Genomic DNA, 14,676 nt, shown 5'->3' with positions numbered 1-14,676 from the left:
TCTAAATAGAATTATCATATTCCATATTTGCATAACACGGCTTGCATGCCAGCCCCGAAGGAGAAACACCATGGACTACCGCCCGGTTCCCTTTTCCGTCGACCTCACCCAGGTACCCGAGGTAGTGCCCTTTTTTGACGAACCCACCAACACCTTCTCCTATGTGGTGAAAGACCCATCGTCATCAGCCTGCGCGGTGGTAGATTCGGTCATGGAGATTGACTATGCCTCAGGCCGGCTCACCCTGGAGGGTGCCGACCGAATCATTGACTATATCCGCCAGCACAACTTGAATCTGGAGTGGATTATAGAAACCCATGTGCATGCCGATCACCTGTCGGCAGCGCCTTATATTCAAGAGCAGCTCGGCGGCAGAATCGGCATTGGCGCCGACATCATTACCGTGCAGCAAACCTTCGGTAAAATCTTCAACGAGGGCACCGAGTTTGCCCGGGACGGCTCCCAGTTTGACACCCTGTTCGCCGATGGCGACCAATACCAGATCGGCAATCTGATCTGCCACGCCCTGCACACCCCTGGCCACACCCCCGCGTGCATGAGCCACGTGATGGGTGACGCCTGCTTTGTTGGTGACACCTTGTTCATGCCCGATGGCGGCACCGCACGAGCAGACTTCCCCGGCGGCGATGCCCGAGTACTGTATAGCTCCATCCGCCGCTTACTCAGCTTACCCGCTGCGCTGCGGCTGTTTATGTGTCACGACTACATGCCCGGCGGCCGTGCCGTGGAGTTTGAGACCACGGTGGCCATACAGAAGGCGGCCAATATCCATGTTCACGACGGCATCAGCGAAGATCAGTTTGTGCAAATGCGCGAAGCCCGGGACGCCACCCTCGGCATGCCCCGGCTCATCTTGCCGTCCCTGCAAATCAATATGCGGGCGGGCCATCTCCCCCCCAGCGAGAACAATGGCACGGTGTATCTCAAAGTCCCGCTGAATTTGCTGTAAGGGAGGCTGCGCCATGACCAATTTTAAGACCTTGACCGACACGCTCACCGTGTCCGGGCAACTTTCCCCGACAGATATAGCCACCCTGGCCCAGCAAGGTGTGACCACCCTGATTTGCAACCGCCCCGATGGCGAGGGTAGCGATCAGGTGAACTTTGACGAGATTGAGCAAGCGGCCACTGCCGCGGGTTTGCACTGCCATTACCAACCCGTGATCTCCGGCAAAGTGACCGACGAACAAGCTGCCGCATTTGGCGCATTAATCACTGGCCCAGGCAAAGCCCACGCCTACTGCCGTAGCGGCATGCGCAGCACCACTCTGTGGGCGCTTAGCCAATCCAGCATACTGCCAATTAATGATATCGTTAGCATTGCCAAACAAGCAGGCTTTGATATGACCGGCATCGCCGCCCGAATTGCCGGTCTCAGCGATATAGACGACGCCCATCAACTCGGACAGTACGACGTGGTCATTGTGGGCGGCGGCGCAGCGGGTATTGCCACAGCGGCCAGCATTAAAGCTCGCTGCGAAGAAGTAAAGGTGGTCATTATTGACCCGGCAGACGTGCATTACTATCAACCCGGTTGGACCTTTGTTGGCGCGGGCATTTTTAGTCCCGCTCAAACCGCGAAAACCATGGCATCACTGATCCCCCGGGGAGTGGACTGGATCAAAGCGGCGGTGGCCGCCTTTGACCCGGCGCGCAACACCGTTATTCTCGAAGGCTGTCGATTGCTGCGCTATCAACGGCTGGTAGTGGCTCCGGGTTTGAAACTGAACTGGGACGGCATCGAGGGGCTGAGCGACACCCTTGGCCGCAATAGCGTCACCTCCAACTACCGCTTTGATCTGGCGCCCTACACTTGGGAGCTGGTGCAAAATCTGCGCCGTGGTACGGCCCTGTTCACCCAACCACCGATGCCGATCAAGTGCGCCGGAGCACCTCAAAAGGCCATGTACCTGTCGGCAGATTACTGGCATCGGCAGCAGCATCTGGCCCAGATCCAGGTCGGCTTCTACACCGCCGGTCCCGCCCTGTTTGGCGTGGCCGACTATGTTCCTGCACTGATGAAATACGTGGACAAATATCAGGCCGAGCTGAATTTTAGTCACAAGCTGGTGAAGGTTGACGGTAGCACCAAAACCGCGTGGTTTGAGACGGGCACCGCCGATGGCCAAACCACGATCGTCGCGCGCGAGTTCGACCTGCTTCATGTCTGCCCACCGCAAATTGCCCCGGACTTTATTCGCAACAGCCCCTTGGCCGACAGCGCAGGATGGGTCGATGTGGATCAGAATACCCTGCGCCACAAGCAGTTCGACAATATCTGGTCACTCGGCGATGTCATGAATGCCCCCAATGCCAAAACCGCCGCCGCGGCGCGCAAACAGGCACCGGTGGTGGCCAACAATCTGCTTGCCGATATGGGCAAGCTCCGCGGCATCGCCCACTACGACGGCTACGGCTCCTGCCCTCTCACTGTCGAGCGGGGCAAAATTGTCCTGGCCGAGTTTGGCTACGGCGGCAAACTATTACCCAGCATGCCAACCTGGCTGCTCAACGGCACCCGACCCAGCCGTCTCGCCTGGTTTCTGAAAGAACGGATGCTGCCACCGATTTACTGGAAGGCCATGCTGCGCGGTAAAGAGTGGTTGGCAGAGCCCGTCATTAGCGATGCGGCCCGCCAATGACGGGCCGCATCGCATTGTGTGGAGCTTCGCTACGATGAATCAGCTCACTCGCTATCTGCCCATTCTGGCATGGGGGCGGCAGTACAACCGCCAGACCCTGGTGAGCGATATGCTGGCAGCGGTGATCGTCACCATTATGTTGATCCCCCAGTCACTGGCCTATGCACTGCTGGCGGGGCTTCCCGCCGAGATGGGGCTTTACGCCAGTATTTTACCGTTAGTCGCCTACGGCATTTTTGGTACCAGCCGGACGCTGTCGGTTGGCCCCGTAGCGGTGGTGTCACTGATGACGGCCTCGGCGGTGGGGCAAATTGCAGCAACCGGGTCAGTAGGCTATCTCGAGGCAGCGATGTTGCTGGCGCTCATGTCGGGCCTGTTTTTGCTGGCCATGGGACTGCTGCGGGCAGGGTTTCTGGCGAACTTTCTCTCGCACCCGGTCATTGCCGGATTCATTACTGCCTCGGGGATTATCATCGCCTTTAGCCAGCTCAAGCATGTTCTGGGCATCAGCGCCCACGGTGAAAACCTGCTGCAGATGCTGATCAGTCTCGCCCGCCATTTAGGGGATACCAATCCCATCACCGTCGCTGTGGGTGTACCGGTGCTGGTGTTTTTATTCTGGGTGCGCAGCGGGCTCAAACCGCTGCTGGTCAAACTCGGCATGGCTGACTACCCGGCCAGCCTGCTGGCCAAGACCGGGCCGGTGCTGGGGGTGGTTGCCACCAGCGTGGCGGCCTATTATTTCGGCCTCGGCGAGAAGGGCGTTTCACTGGTAGGCAAGGTCCCGGTCGGGCTGCCCAACCTGCAGATTCCGGCACTGGACAACCCAGCCTGGAAGCATCTGCTGGTATCGGCAATTTTCATTTCCATTATCGGCTTTGTGGAGTCGGTGTCGGTGGGCCACACCCTGGCCGCCAAGCGCCGCCAGAAAATTTCGCCAGACCAGGAGTTGATCGGCCTGGGCGCTGCCAATATTGCCTCGTCCTTCTCGGGCGGCTATCCGGTTACCGGCGGCTTCGCCCGATCTGTGGTGAACTTTGATGCCGGCGCGGTCACCCCTGCGGCAGGCATGTACACCGCTGGCGGCATTGCCCTGGCCGCGATTTTTTTCACCCCCTATTTGGCCTATCTGCCCACCGCCACCCTCGCCGCCACCATTATTGTTGCGGTGCTGTCGCTGGTGGATTTGAGCATTTTGAAAAAAACCTGGAATTACGCCAAATCGGACTTTATTGCGGTGGCGACTACGCTTCTCGTCACTCTCGGACTGGGGGTGGAGACGGGTGTCGCCTGCGGCGTCTTCGCGTCATTGGCTCTGCATCTCTATAAAACGTCCAAGCCCCATATGGCGGTGGTCGGCGAGGTCCCCGGAACTGAGCACTACCGCAATGTCAATCGACACAGGGTGATTACCCACAGCGACATCCTGTCCCTGCGAGTCGATGAAAGCCTCTACTTCGCCAACGCCAGCTACATTGAAGACCGCATTTACGCCCTGTTAGAGAGCCAGCCGGAGGTACGCCATGTGGTATTGATGTGCACTGCGGTCAATGAAATTGATCTCAGTGCCCTGGAGGCCCTGGAGTCAATCAATACCCGCCTGATCGACCACGGAATTAAGCTGCACTTGTCCGAGGTAAAAGGCCCGGTGATGGATACCCTGCAGCGCAGCCACTTTCTGCAAGACCTGAGCGGCCAGATATTTTTGAGCCACCATCAGGCGGTAACCTCCTTAAGCCGCCACCCGGCCACCCCCGGCACCGGCCCCAGCCAAAATTGGGATATCTAAGCTCGCTAGCGCTGAAAGACGGGACCAGGATGGATGCGCGGCGAGCTTACCCACAAAATCGTTATCATTCGCACACTGGCAGCCCCTGCGATGTTAGGATAACTTCGCAAGTGACCTTACACGCCACGCAGTCTGCGGCAGTCTCGGGTCTGGTGGGCGGCGATCGCTGAATTTGTCGCCTGAGAAACCGCAGGGATCAGGCAATCATGTTGTCTAGCGTATTCGATAAACTCACTCCATTGCTGGACGCCTTCCTGCCCGGCGAGGTTCGCCGTTCGCCCTCAAAGCGTCACCGACACCGCTTTGCCGTGCTGGTCATTGCCATCACCACCCTTTATCTGCTGTTAGTTGGCCTCGTCGTGGCCAGAGTCGCGCCAGATGGTGTGCCTGCAGCGGCACTGCTCGGCAATTTTCGTCTGTTGGTCGTGGCCGGAGCGGCCTTTGCACTGTTTGTGTTGCGCCGATATCAGCAGCGCGTGATCGCATTAAATCTGTATATGGCTGCCCTCGGTTTCGGCTTTATTTACGTTATTGCCAACTCCGGGGGAATGGCCTCCCCGGTGAACGTGTGTGCGCTCGCCCTGCCGCTCATTGCCACGCTGGGGATTAATGCCCTGGCAGGCGTGATCTGGACGGGCATTGTTGCCGCAGCCTGGTTCTCGATAAATGCGCTGGCCGATGGCGGGGTCGAATGGCAAAACCTGCTCAACGAATCGACGGTGCACAACGCCAAGCTGCTGGCGCTGTTCTCCACCCTGGGGTTAATCTCCATGGCGGCTGTTTATTTCGATATCAGCTCTCGCCAGCTTAAAAACCGCTATCGCCATGAGCATGGCCTGGCGCTGCATATGGCCAATCACGATGCACTGACGAACCTCGCCAATCGCCGCCATTTTATTCGTGAGTTGGAACGCCATATCAACGCGAGCACCCAACCGCTGTGCCTGATCTACGTTGATCTGAATTACTTCAAACAGGCCAATGATCAATTCGGCCACCACGTGGGTGATGAGATTCTGCGTCAGTTTGCCCAGCGCCTTAAAAACAGTGTTCGCAACGATGACCTGGTCGCCCGGATGGGCGGCGATGAGTTTTGCATCCTGATCCAGGGGATCAGCGACGACAGCGGCGCCCGCCAGAAAATGGCGCAAATCAAGGAAAAAATCGGCGGCGAGATGCATATTGAAGATTTTCACCGTGCGCCCAGTGCGAGCTTGGGCTATGCCCTCTACCCCAAGCATGGCCGGGACTATGAAGTGTTACTACAACACGCCGATCACAGCATGTACGAAGCCAAACGCGATCGCCGGGGCACTGCCCCGAATTCGCCACTGAATCCAAACACCGACGACGCCCAGACCCGACATTAGCCCGTTGCCGGGTCAACCGGCGCGGTATTGATCCGCACTGCCGCACGGTCACGTAACAGTGACATGAATACACTCCACTTGCCCAGTCACGCCAAACCCCCTCTGCTGCTGCGCCTCTGGCGGCCGTTGCTGTTCGGCTGGGCGCTTCTTAGCGGCACCCTATGGGTCATTCTGCCGGCGGGGCACTTACTGCAATTGACCCCACTGATGTGCGGCCTGTTGCTGACCAGCGTTGGTATTACCTTGCTCACCGCGTTGAAGGTGGCCAGTAAAGATCACCGCCATATTCCCGGCTTCTTCACCATTCTCATCTCAGCGCTGGCCGCACCCGTGGCCGCCCTCGCCTTCGGTGTGGAAACCGCCGCCGTGCTCCAGCGCCACCCGGAAACCCACCTGGCTGGCTTGCTGTGGACCATCTGCTCGATGGGCGCGGTGCTCACATTGGTGGTGAGCCGCTTTCTCTGCGCGATGGTGCACGAGCGCCGCCAGGTGTCTGCGGGGAAATTCCAGATGTCTTCGATGAGCCATCCAATGTCTTCGACCAAGACCGGGGAGAGCGCTACCAAACACCAAGCTTCCACTCTCATACAGCGCAATCTTCCGGCCGATACCACGGGCCCAAGCGCTCCTACCTCTACCTTCTCAGGAAAGTATCCACCTCGCGGTTCACTGGCTGAGAATCACCCACCGCAATAGCGGCAAGCCCACCACGCTCAAGACCCCGATCGCCACCAGGTTAATCGCCAGCCCGCAGCGGATCATGTCGCCGATTTTCAGTTGACCACTGGAGAACACCACGGCATTGGGCGGTGTTGCCACCGGCATCATAAAAGCGCAGGACGCTGCGAGCGCCGCGGGTGCGGCAAACAACAGGGGCGAAACCTGCTGGGCCACTGCCAGCGCGCCGAGAAGGGGCAAAAAGGCCGCCGCTGTCGCCGTGTTGGAGCTGACCTCGGTGAGAAACAGAATGACCGTCACCACCATCGCCACCACGAGCAATAAGGGCCAGGCGGTGAAGCTCGCCATGCTATTGGCAATCCACACCGCCAGGCCGCTACTCTGAATCACACCCGCCAAGGCCAGCCCACCGCCAAACAGCAGCAGAATTCCCCAGGGTATGTTCTCTGCGGCACTCCAGTTTAGTAAGCGCTCGCTTCCAACCCCTGCAGGCGATAAGAACAGCACCAGCGTCGCGGCAATGGCAATCACGGTGTCGTCCAACCCCGGTAACCACCGGGCTAGTAAAGGTCGAAATATCCACGCCGCCGCGGTCAGCCCAAACACCCATAACACCCGCATTTCTGCGCTCGACATCGGCCCCAGTGCCGCCCGCTCTGCGTCGAGGGCCAACCCTGCCCGATCCATTGCCCTGGGCAGCGGCCGACGGCACAACCACCACCAGACAAACAGTAACAACATGGTGGCAACAGGAAGGCCCACGAGCATCCATTGACCAAAGCCCAGATCGATTTGATGGCTGTCTTTTAAATACCCCGCTAACAGCGCATTGGGCGGCGTACCAATCAACGTCGCTACACCGCCGATGCTGGCGCTGTAAGCCACCCCCAGCAGCAGCGCCACCCGGAAATTTCGGTCCGCGGGTTCATCGCTGGTTCGCTGGCCGATCACCGAGAGCGCAATCGGCAGCATCATCACGCTGGTTGCCGTATTGCTCACCCACATGCTCAAAAACGCCGTCGCCACCATAAAGCCGCCGATCTGTGCCCGAGCGCTAGTACCCGCCGATGACAAAATCAGCAGCGCGATGCGGCGATGCAAATGCCAACGCTGCATCGCCATACCGAGCATAAAACCACCGAAAAACAGGAATATGATGGGGTGCGCGTAGGACGCGGCCAGCGTCGACAGTGACGCCATCTCCAGCAAAGGTGCCACCACCAGCGGCAACAAACTCACCGCCGCCAGAGGCAGTGCCTCCGTGGCCCACCAGCTTGCCATCCAAAGGCCGAGGCCGGCCACCTGCCAGGCGGTGGCAGACAAGCCCCCGGGCGGGTCGAGCAGCAGGGTGATCAGAAATAGCGTTGGGCCCAGCGCGGTGCCGATGGTTTTTGCGCTGGAAGCGAGGGTTGTTGCCATGCTGGCGTCGGCCTTGGGGTTAGTTTTTGTGGTGGGATCGGTTTATAGGCTAGCACTTTTTGGGGGGTGAGGGCTTTGGCCCTCGCGGTTGGGGAGAGGTGGGGTTTTGGGCGCTCTGTCGGGTTATCTTCATTTTCTGGAAGCATTTTTTCGCCCAGCTGGGCGACTTACTTCTTTTTATGTGAAAAAGAAGTAAGCAAGAAAAGCACACCTGTATGATTCAGATACATGGGTAACACATTAGGGTTACACTTTTATCGTCCAATAGGGGAAGGCTTTACCGCCAACATTGCGCTGGTTAAAGCCACCCAACCTAATGGGTCCAAAGTAGATATCCCAAATTCCATCGTCAACCTGCTCAAGTCCCACACGCTCACCTTTGAGGGAATGGGACACATAGACCTGCCCGCCGCCCCAATAGATTGTGCCGCTGCGAAGCGCTGTAACACGCCTGAGGTACGCTAAGCGCCAGTGATTCGTGTGGGCGCTGCTCATTGTAGTCTCGCCGAAAGATATCCATACAATGCTGCTGAGCTGCCATCGTGTCAGCGACGGGCTTGGTGACGACCTGCTTCATGGTCCGATGCATCCGTTCATGGCGCCCATTTTGTTGGGGCATTCCCGGTTTGATGCGCTCGGGCACAATGCCCAGCCGCACCCACCAGACCGACAAAGCAGAAAGGCCCCCTGGCGCTTTGCTGGCGAAGGGAACCCCATTGTCACTGCGAATTCGTCGAGGCAGCCCATACTCTTTGAATAGCTGCTCAAAGACTTGCTTAGCCGCCTTTGTTTCGGTTCCCTCAAGCCCCTGACAGCCCAATAGAAATCGGCTGTGATGATCCATCACCGTCAGCGGAAAGCACCACGGCCCGTGGCCAAGCTTGAACTGCCCCTTAAAATCCACACTCCACAAATCATTGGGGGCAGCGACCGGCGCAAAGGGCTCACGATAAGGACTGACCCGTCGCCTGGGTTGGCGGGCCTCAATCAAGCCGTGTCGCTTAAGAATGTTGTGAATGCTAGTGATCGACGGCACCGGTGTATCAGGAAACTGCTCTCGGAGCTTTTGCTGGATCTTCTTCGGGCCCAACGTCATACGACCGATACAACGAGACGCCACCACCGCCTGCTCAATGGCGTAGGGGATCGCCGCTGGGTGATGAAGAGGCCGGCGGCTTCGCTCTTGGAGGCCCTCAATGCCGGAGGCTTGGTATCGCTCGACCCACTTGTAGCCGGTCTTACGGCTGATGCCGTAGTAGCGGCATAGCTCAGCAAAATAGCGCCGACCACCGCGAAGATAATCGCTAATAAATAACACTCGTTCGTCCATCGGTTTCACATCTCGCCAAGGCATGAGCACCTCCTATCCGGTGCTCACTATTTAACCAATGTGTTACCTATGTATTTGAAACAAACTGTTACCTATGTTGTTGAACCCTACACACCCCGGCTGCGCTGCCGATGGCGAAAAGATGCCATCGGTTCCCTGCGCTCCTCATCCATCGCGGCGCAAAACAAACTCGCTACGCTCAAACAGTGTTTTGCTTATTTCCGCGATGGACTCCGGTGCTCGGCAGCTCCACAAGGGGGAAAGGCCGCAGCATCGAATCTGGTTGGATTTTAATGCTTCTACAAAATCAACAGGCACCGCCGAAGTCGAAAGAAAAACGTATCCCGTTCAAGGTGCGGGGGTTAATCCCCCTTTGAGCTCGGTGAGCATCGCAGGAATTTGAAGGGAGTCTTTTAGCGAGGACTGTTTGAGCCGCAGGCGAGTTCCGCAGCGTTCCCTTCAAATTCTGAGAAGCGCAACGCACCCGAAGGGCGAGCGATGGGGCGCCCTTTTTCTTGCCTACTTCTTTTTTGGCGCAAAAAAGAAGTAGGTCGCCCAGCTGGGCGAAACAAAGACTTTCAGCAAAATCATCAAACTCGACAGGGCGCCCAAAATAACGAATCACGAGACCCAATCAAACCAGCACACCCTCTGCCAAGAGAAATTCCCCAACTCCGGAGGGATACAACCTCCACTCCCCCCACTCGAATGTGTACCATTACCGGCAATGCAATGCCCAACAACCTAAGGTTAAAAAAGCCAACCTCGGAGACACCTCCAATGAACATCCGTGCTAAACGCACCACGTTTTTCAGCCTGTTGCTCGCCGCCCTGATGCTCAGCGGCTGCGGTATCAACAATATCCCCACCTTCGACGAGCAGGTGAAATCGGCCTGGGGTCAGGTGGAAAACCAATACCAGCGTAGGGCCGATCTGATCCCCAACCTGGTCAGCACAGTGAAGGGCTTTGCCGCCCAGGAAAAAGACACCCTGACCGCGGTGGTCGAGGCCCGAGCCAAGGCGACGTCGATTAACGTGAACGCGGAAGACCTGAGCAACCCCGAAAAGATGCAGGCTTTCGATCAGGCACAGAGCCAGCTCAGCAGCGCGCTCAGCCGCTTGATGGTGGTGGTGGAGCGGTATCCGGAATTGAAATCCAACCAGAATTTTCTGGCACTGCAATCCCAGCTGGAAGGCACCGAGAATCGTATCAGCGTGGCTCGCCGTGACTACATCAAGGCGGTGGAGAAATACAACACCGAGATTCGGACCTTCCCCGGTCGACTCTGGCACAGCGTGCTCTACAGCGACCTTGAGGTTCGCGAGAGCTTTGAAGCAACCGCCGAGAACGCCGAGCAGGCGCCGCAGGTAGAGTTCTGATGACATCTCCCCGCCGCGCCTTGTTACCCCTGCTGGCGCTACTGCTGTTCTTTGCCGCCAGTGCCCATGCAGCGCCTGACTTTCCCAAGCTCAGTGGCCGTGTGGTGGATAACGCCGACATGCTATCCATCGCCACCGAGCGTGAGGTTTCCAAAAAGCTGGCCGCCCATGAGCAGGCGACGGGAAATCAGGTGGCCGTGGTCACCTTGAAGGATCTTCAGGGAGAAACCATTGAGGATTACGGCTACCAGCTCGGCCGCCACTGGGGCATCGGCCAGAAAGACAAGGACAACGGCGCACTGCTGATTGTGGCAAAGCAAGAGCGGGAGATTCGCATTGAAGTGGGTTACGGCCTCGAAGGGCAGCTCACCGACGCGGTCAGTGCCCAAATCATCTTTCAGATTATCAGCCCGGCATTCCGGCAGGGGCAATTCGACACCGGTATTCGTCAAGGGGTCGATGCCATGCTGGAGGTGCTCGGCGGCGGCAAACTGGCGCCATCAAAGGCCAGCAAACCCAAGCAAGCACCACCGGCCCTGGGTGGCCTGATTTTGCTGTTTGTCATCTTGATGATGATCGGCGGGGGCCGCGGCGGTCGCGGCTTCCTTGGCGGAATGGTGCTGGGTTCGGTACTCGGCGGCGGCCACCGGGGCGGCTTTGGCGGTGGCGGTTTCGGCGGCGGCTTTGGTGGTGGAGGCGGCGGCTTCGGCGGCGGCGGTGCCAGCGGTGGCTGGTAATAAGCGAATAACGGAGAATTCATGAGCCTACTGACTCAGGCAGAACAACAACAGGTTAGCGATGCCATTCGGGCGGTGGAGAGCAAAACCGACGCCGAACTGGTCACCGTGCTGGCGCGCCAATCCGATGATTACAGCTACATCCCCCTACTGTGGGCAGGGTTGCTGGCACTGGTGCTGCCCGGCGCGATCAATTATTACCTGGCCTCCCTCAGCGCCCATCAGTTGGTACTGATCCAATGGTGCCTGTTTATCGTGTTGGCAATGGTGTTTCGCAGCCGCTGGTTTGGTGTCCAGATGGTGCCGCGGTCGGTGCGTCACTGGCGGGCCAGTAATATGGCCCGCCGCCAATTTCTGGAACAGAATCTCCATCACACCGAGGGCGAAACCGGCATGCTGATTTTTGTCTCGGAGGCCGAGCGCTATGTCGAAATTCTGGTGGACCGGGGCATCTCCCAACACATTCCCGATAGCCACTGGCACAGTGTAGTGGCGCGTTTTACCCAGCAGGTGAAGGCCGGTAAAACCTTGGACGGCTTTCTGTTTGCGATCGCCGCCTGCGGCGAAGAATTGGGGCGCACCCTGCCCGCCAGTCGGGATAAAAACGAGCTGCCCAACCACCTCATCATTCTTGACTGATGGCACTGGCATAGCAGCGGCAAAACTACCCAAGGGCGCCACTTGACGGCGCCCGAACCTCAGCCTAAAAATGCGCACCGCAATTTTCTGTGCACACTGTATGGCGTGGGTTTCCTTCGATATTTTTCGTACTCTGGGTTTTGCAGACACCCTGCAGATCAAGCCCGAGCAACTCTTTACATTTCGCGACGAGATCAGCAGCGCAAGCTGGGTGTTGTTCCCGGAATATTGGCAGCTCAACGCCCTCACCTACGGCTTGAAAGCGCGGGTCTTTCCCAGTGAAGCCAGCTATCGGCTGGGGCACAACAAAATCGAAATGACCCGCGCCTTTGAGCTGGTCGCCCCGGCCAACACGCCCTGCACCCGTATTGAAGCCAATACCCCGGAAAATGCCGATCTGCTATGGGCGGAAATGGCGCTGCCCTTTGTTGCCAAATTGCCCAAAGCCTCCCAGGGCAACGGGGTCTGGCTGATCGAGGACCGGGCCGACTGGCGCCGTTATCTGGCGCTCACCGATGTGCTCTATGTGCAGGAATATCTGCCGATCGACCGGGATGTGCGGGTCGTCATTGTCGGGGACCAGGTCGTGTGCGCTTATTGGCGCCAGCAGGCCGCCCAAGGCTTTTACAACAATGTCAGCAAGGGAGGCGTGGTTGATCACAGCCCGGTTCCAGCCCAGGCGGTCGAGCTCGCCCTGCGCCTGGCCACCACCCTTGGCATTGATCATGCCGGCTTCGATATCGCCCTGGTCGGCGAGCACCCCTATGTGCTTGAATTCAACCGCCTGTTCGGCAACCAGGGTATTCCCGGCGGTGATCGCAAATTGCGCGATGCCATCGTCGACTACCTGCTTCGTCAATCGGAGCCCACCGGCCCCCATTTTCCCCAGCGCCCTACCACGCCCCGGCGGCGACTCAAGCGGGTCGCCTAGCGCAAAGCGCACCTCCTGTGTGCTGCGCTGTAAGGAACTTTTGCTTGCCATCACTGGCCAAGAAGATAACACCCAGAAATCGTCCTACCGAGCTATAAGGAGGCGCAATGAGTGATCGAAATCATCTTGCCGGCAAACACGTGGCTATTCTGGCCACCGATGGATTCGAGCAAAGCGAATTGGTTGAACCACGCAATGCCTTGGCGGAAAGCGGCGCAAAAGTCGATGTGGTGTCGCCCAAGTCGGGCAGCATCACCGGCTGGCGTAAAGACAACTGGGGCGATACCGTCCAGGTTGATAAAACCTTGGACTTGGCGTCGCCCACCGACTACCACGCACTGATTCTTCCCGGAGGTTTGTTCAACCCCGATATGTTGCGCAGCAACCGCCATGCGGTGGAGTTCGTAAAGGGCTTTTTCGGTCAGGAAGAGATCAAGCCGGTGGCGGCTATTTGTCACGGCCCCTGGCTGCTGGCCGAGGCCGGTGTGCTGAAGGGTCGCACGGTAACCTCATACCCCAGTATCAAAACTGATCTGGAAAATGCCGGTGCGACCTGGGTCGACCAGGAAGTGGCGGTAGATCAAGGCGTGGTCACCAGCCGCCAGCCCGACGATCTGGCCGCCTTTAATCGCAAAATTATTGAAGAAATAGCCGAAGGGCGGCACGCCGCCTGATCGGAGAATAAGCCGGTGCCGGATGTTTCCGGCACCGGCTTATTCAAGTTTTAATATCGCATTTTTGTGGCATAGATATATCGTTAGCTAAGAAGAATCTTTGACTTCATCATCGGCGCTGGATTGAGTGGATGACGAACAAACCAGGCGCCAGCACGACGGGCCAGCATCTTGTGGAAGCCAGCATTAGGGTAGGTCGACTTGACGGATTTGATATCGGATTTCGACAAGCCAAAGGTCACCGCACCCAGGCAGGACTCCCCGGGTTCAAGCAGGGTGTCTATATGATCAACATTAGGGGTCAATGTCATCACGCGCTCCACGCCAGTTTTTTCGCCCTATGATACGACACTCATCCGCAAATGGGTGACGCAGTCAAACCGGCGCAGCACTGGTCAGGCATTGGATCAGCATGGCGAGATCATTCAGCCGCTGGGGCATTTCCCGGGCGGCAGACAGCTCATCGCCCGTGCCATGCAGGTCTGGCACATGGACAAACAGGGCGCGACACGCCGGAGAACAGCGCTGGCTAAACCGCAGCATTTCATAGTAGAGATGGTTACAGACATAGTCGCCGCAGTTGCTTGATAAGCCGACATCGACACCCAGGTCCTTCAGCTGCGTCTGCAACGCGGGCAGGTCCAGGTCGGAGGACAAGGTTGCTGGCCCCTTGTGGTCAATCCAGGGCACCGGGGCCCGGTAGCCGTCATTGTCGGGCAGGCTGGTGGAAATCTGGTTGATTGCCTGGGTCTCCAGCCGCAATTCGCGGATGCTGGGCGCCACCCCAAGCATGACAACAAGCTCTGGCGTTTGCCTTGCCACTGCGGCCTGCAATTTTTCCACCGACCGACCATAGACTGTGGGCAACACCAGGGTGTGCAGATCCAATGTTGCGGCCCACCCGGTGGCCGCGCGACTCTGGCTCAGCAGGGCCAAGCCCTCTACCAGCGTTTGCGAGCTATTGCAGACCAGCCCCCCGAAGGGGTCAAAGCCACTTATCACCAGTTTCATGAAGTTGCTCAACCTGTTGGACATTGCCAATCACAACGCAACACTGTGACAGACA

General features: G+C 58.1%; 15 protein-coding genes. 10 read left to right on the top strand and 5 right to left on the bottom strand.

The window, feature by feature from the left end; all coding sequences use genetic code 11:
• The first annotated feature begins 70 nt into the window (after positions 1–70).
• The 5 genes from NCG89_RS10025 to NCG89_RS10005 all read left to right on the top strand — a co-directional run bounded on the left by NCG89_RS10025 (position 71) and on the right by NCG89_RS10005 (position 6,518).
• The gene (locus NCG89_RS10025; RefSeq protein ID WP_251086391.1) at positions 71–970 is read left to right on the top strand and encodes an MBL fold metallo-hydrolase; all 900 of its coding nucleotides are present in this window, start codon (positions 71–73) and stop codon (positions 968–970) included.
• A 13-nt stretch (positions 971–983) separates the two neighbouring features.
• Entirely contained in the window at positions 984–2,663 is a 1,680-nt protein-coding gene (locus NCG89_RS10020) for a bifunctional protein tyrosine phosphatase family protein/NAD(P)/FAD-dependent oxidoreductase (RefSeq protein ID WP_251086390.1), read from the top strand.
• A gap of 34 nt (positions 2,664–2,697) precedes the next feature.
• The gene (locus NCG89_RS10015; RefSeq protein WP_251086389.1) at positions 2,698–4,452 is read left to right on the top strand and encodes a SulP family inorganic anion transporter; all 1,755 of its coding nucleotides are present in this window, start codon (positions 2,698–2,700) and stop codon (positions 4,450–4,452) included.
• 206 nt (positions 4,453–4,658) lie between these two features.
• On the top strand, positions 4,659–5,822 hold the full coding sequence (locus NCG89_RS10010; RefSeq protein ID WP_251086388.1) for a GGDEF domain-containing protein: 1,164 nt from the start codon (positions 4,659–4,661) through the stop codon (positions 5,820–5,822).
• 63 nt (positions 5,823–5,885) lie between these two features.
• Complete coding sequence (locus tag NCG89_RS10005) at positions 5,886–6,518, top strand: hypothetical protein (protein ID WP_251086387.1); 633 nt, start codon at positions 5,886–5,888, stop codon at positions 6,516–6,518.
• Here the strand turns inward: NCG89_RS10005 and NCG89_RS10000 are convergent.
• From NCG89_RS10000 to NCG89_RS09995, 3 genes are all read right to left on the bottom strand, one after another.
• Positions 6,489–7,919 (bottom strand): SLC13 family permease, encoded by a 1,431-nt coding sequence (locus NCG89_RS10000; RefSeq protein ID WP_251086386.1) that lies wholly within the window; start codon positions 7,917–7,919, stop codon positions 6,489–6,491. The two genes, NCG89_RS10005 and NCG89_RS10000, sit on opposite strands and share 30 nt — an antisense overlap.
• A gap of 246 nt (positions 7,920–8,165) precedes the next feature.
• On the bottom strand, positions 8,166–8,288 hold the full coding sequence (locus tag NCG89_RS16875) for a hypothetical protein (RefSeq protein WP_285236374.1): 123 nt from the start codon (positions 8,286–8,288) through the stop codon (positions 8,166–8,168).
• Between the two features lie 4 nt (positions 8,289–8,292).
• Entirely contained in the window at positions 8,293–9,273 is a 981-nt protein-coding gene (locus tag NCG89_RS09995) for an integrase core domain-containing protein (RefSeq protein ID WP_251086385.1), read from the bottom strand.
• 756 nt (positions 9,274–10,029) lie between these two features.
• Here NCG89_RS09995 and NCG89_RS09990 point away from each other — a divergent pair.
• The 5 genes from NCG89_RS09990 to NCG89_RS09970 all read left to right on the top strand — a co-directional run bounded on the left by NCG89_RS09990 (position 10,030) and on the right by NCG89_RS09970 (position 13,610).
• Entirely contained in the window at positions 10,030–10,629 is a 600-nt protein-coding gene (locus tag NCG89_RS09990; RefSeq protein ID WP_251086384.1) for a LemA family protein, read from the top strand.
• On the top strand, positions 10,629–11,366 hold the full coding sequence (locus NCG89_RS09985; protein WP_251086383.1) for a TPM domain-containing protein: 738 nt from the start codon (positions 10,629–10,631) through the stop codon (positions 11,364–11,366). Before NCG89_RS09990 ends, NCG89_RS09985 begins: the two co-directional genes overlap by 1 nt.
• A 21-nt stretch (positions 11,367–11,387) precedes the next feature.
• Positions 11,388–12,005 carry a TPM domain-containing protein gene (locus NCG89_RS09980; RefSeq protein ID WP_251086382.1) on the top strand — a complete coding sequence of 206 codons (618 nt, stop codon included), beginning with the start codon at positions 11,388–11,390 and terminating at the stop codon, positions 12,003–12,005.
• Positions 12,006–12,105: 100 nt separating this feature from the next.
• Entirely contained in the window at positions 12,106–12,936 is an 831-nt protein-coding gene (locus tag NCG89_RS09975) for an ATP-grasp domain-containing protein (RefSeq protein WP_251086381.1), read from the top strand.
• A 107-nt stretch (positions 12,937–13,043) separates the two neighbouring features.
• On the top strand, positions 13,044–13,610 hold the full coding sequence (locus NCG89_RS09970; protein ID WP_251086380.1) for a type 1 glutamine amidotransferase domain-containing protein: 567 nt from the start codon (positions 13,044–13,046) through the stop codon (positions 13,608–13,610).
• A gap of 83 nt (positions 13,611–13,693) precedes the next feature.
• Here NCG89_RS09970 and NCG89_RS09965 read toward each other — a convergent pair whose 3' ends face one another.
• Both NCG89_RS09965 and NCG89_RS09960 read right to left on the bottom strand, forming a co-directional pair.
• Positions 13,694–13,921 carry a hypothetical protein gene (locus NCG89_RS09965; protein ID WP_251086379.1) on the bottom strand — a complete coding sequence of 76 codons (228 nt, stop codon included), beginning with the start codon at positions 13,919–13,921 and terminating at the stop codon, positions 13,694–13,696.
• A 64-nt stretch (positions 13,922–13,985) separates the two neighbouring features.
• The gene (locus NCG89_RS09960; protein WP_251086378.1) at positions 13,986–14,621 is read right to left on the bottom strand and encodes a pyroglutamyl-peptidase I; all 636 of its coding nucleotides are present in this window, start codon (positions 14,619–14,621) and stop codon (positions 13,986–13,988) included.
• Positions 14,622–14,676 lie beyond the last annotated feature (55 nt).

Origin of the sequence: Spongiibacter taiwanensis (genome assembly GCF_023702635.1) — a bacterium.
GTDB classification, from domain to species: Bacteria; Pseudomonadota; Gammaproteobacteria; order Pseudomonadales; family Spongiibacteraceae; genus Spongiibacter; species Spongiibacter taiwanensis.
This window is presented reverse-complemented; position numbering and strand designations above follow the sequence as displayed.

Coding starts and splice junctions, on each gene's coding strand:
- NCG89_RS10025 (WP_251086391.1), top strand. CDS start 71: ATGGACTACCGCCCGGTTCCCTTTTCCGTCGACCTCACCCAGGTACCC.
- NCG89_RS10020 (WP_251086390.1), top strand. CDS start 984: ATGACCAATTTTAAGACCTTGACCGACACGCTCACCGTGTCCGGGCAA.
- NCG89_RS10015 (WP_251086389.1), top strand. CDS start 2,698: ATGAATCAGCTCACTCGCTATCTGCCCATTCTGGCATGGGGGCGGCAG.
- NCG89_RS10010 (WP_251086388.1), top strand. CDS start 4,659: ATGTTGTCTAGCGTATTCGATAAACTCACTCCATTGCTGGACGCCTTC.
- NCG89_RS10005 (WP_251086387.1), top strand. CDS start 5,886: ATGAATACACTCCACTTGCCCAGTCACGCCAAACCCCCTCTGCTGCTG.
- NCG89_RS10000 (WP_251086386.1), bottom strand. CDS start 7,919: ATGGCAACAACCCTCGCTTCCAGCGCAAAAACCATCGGCACCGCGCTG.
- NCG89_RS09995 (WP_251086385.1), bottom strand. CDS start 9,273: ATGCCTTGGCGAGATGTGAAACCGATGGACGAACGAGTGTTATTTATT.
- NCG89_RS09990 (WP_251086384.1), top strand. CDS start 10,030: ATGAACATCCGTGCTAAACGCACCACGTTTTTCAGCCTGTTGCTCGCC.
- NCG89_RS09985 (WP_251086383.1), top strand. CDS start 10,629: ATGACATCTCCCCGCCGCGCCTTGTTACCCCTGCTGGCGCTACTGCTG.
- NCG89_RS09980 (WP_251086382.1), top strand. CDS start 11,388: ATGAGCCTACTGACTCAGGCAGAACAACAACAGGTTAGCGATGCCATT.
- NCG89_RS09975 (WP_251086381.1), top strand. CDS start 12,106: ATGGCGTGGGTTTCCTTCGATATTTTTCGTACTCTGGGTTTTGCAGAC.
- NCG89_RS09970 (WP_251086380.1), top strand. CDS start 13,044: ATGAGTGATCGAAATCATCTTGCCGGCAAACACGTGGCTATTCTGGCC.
- NCG89_RS09965 (WP_251086379.1), bottom strand. CDS start 13,921: ATGACATTGACCCCTAATGTTGATCATATAGACACCCTGCTTGAACCC.
- NCG89_RS09960 (WP_251086378.1), bottom strand. CDS start 14,621: ATGAAACTGGTGATAAGTGGCTTTGACCCCTTCGGGGGGCTGGTCTGC.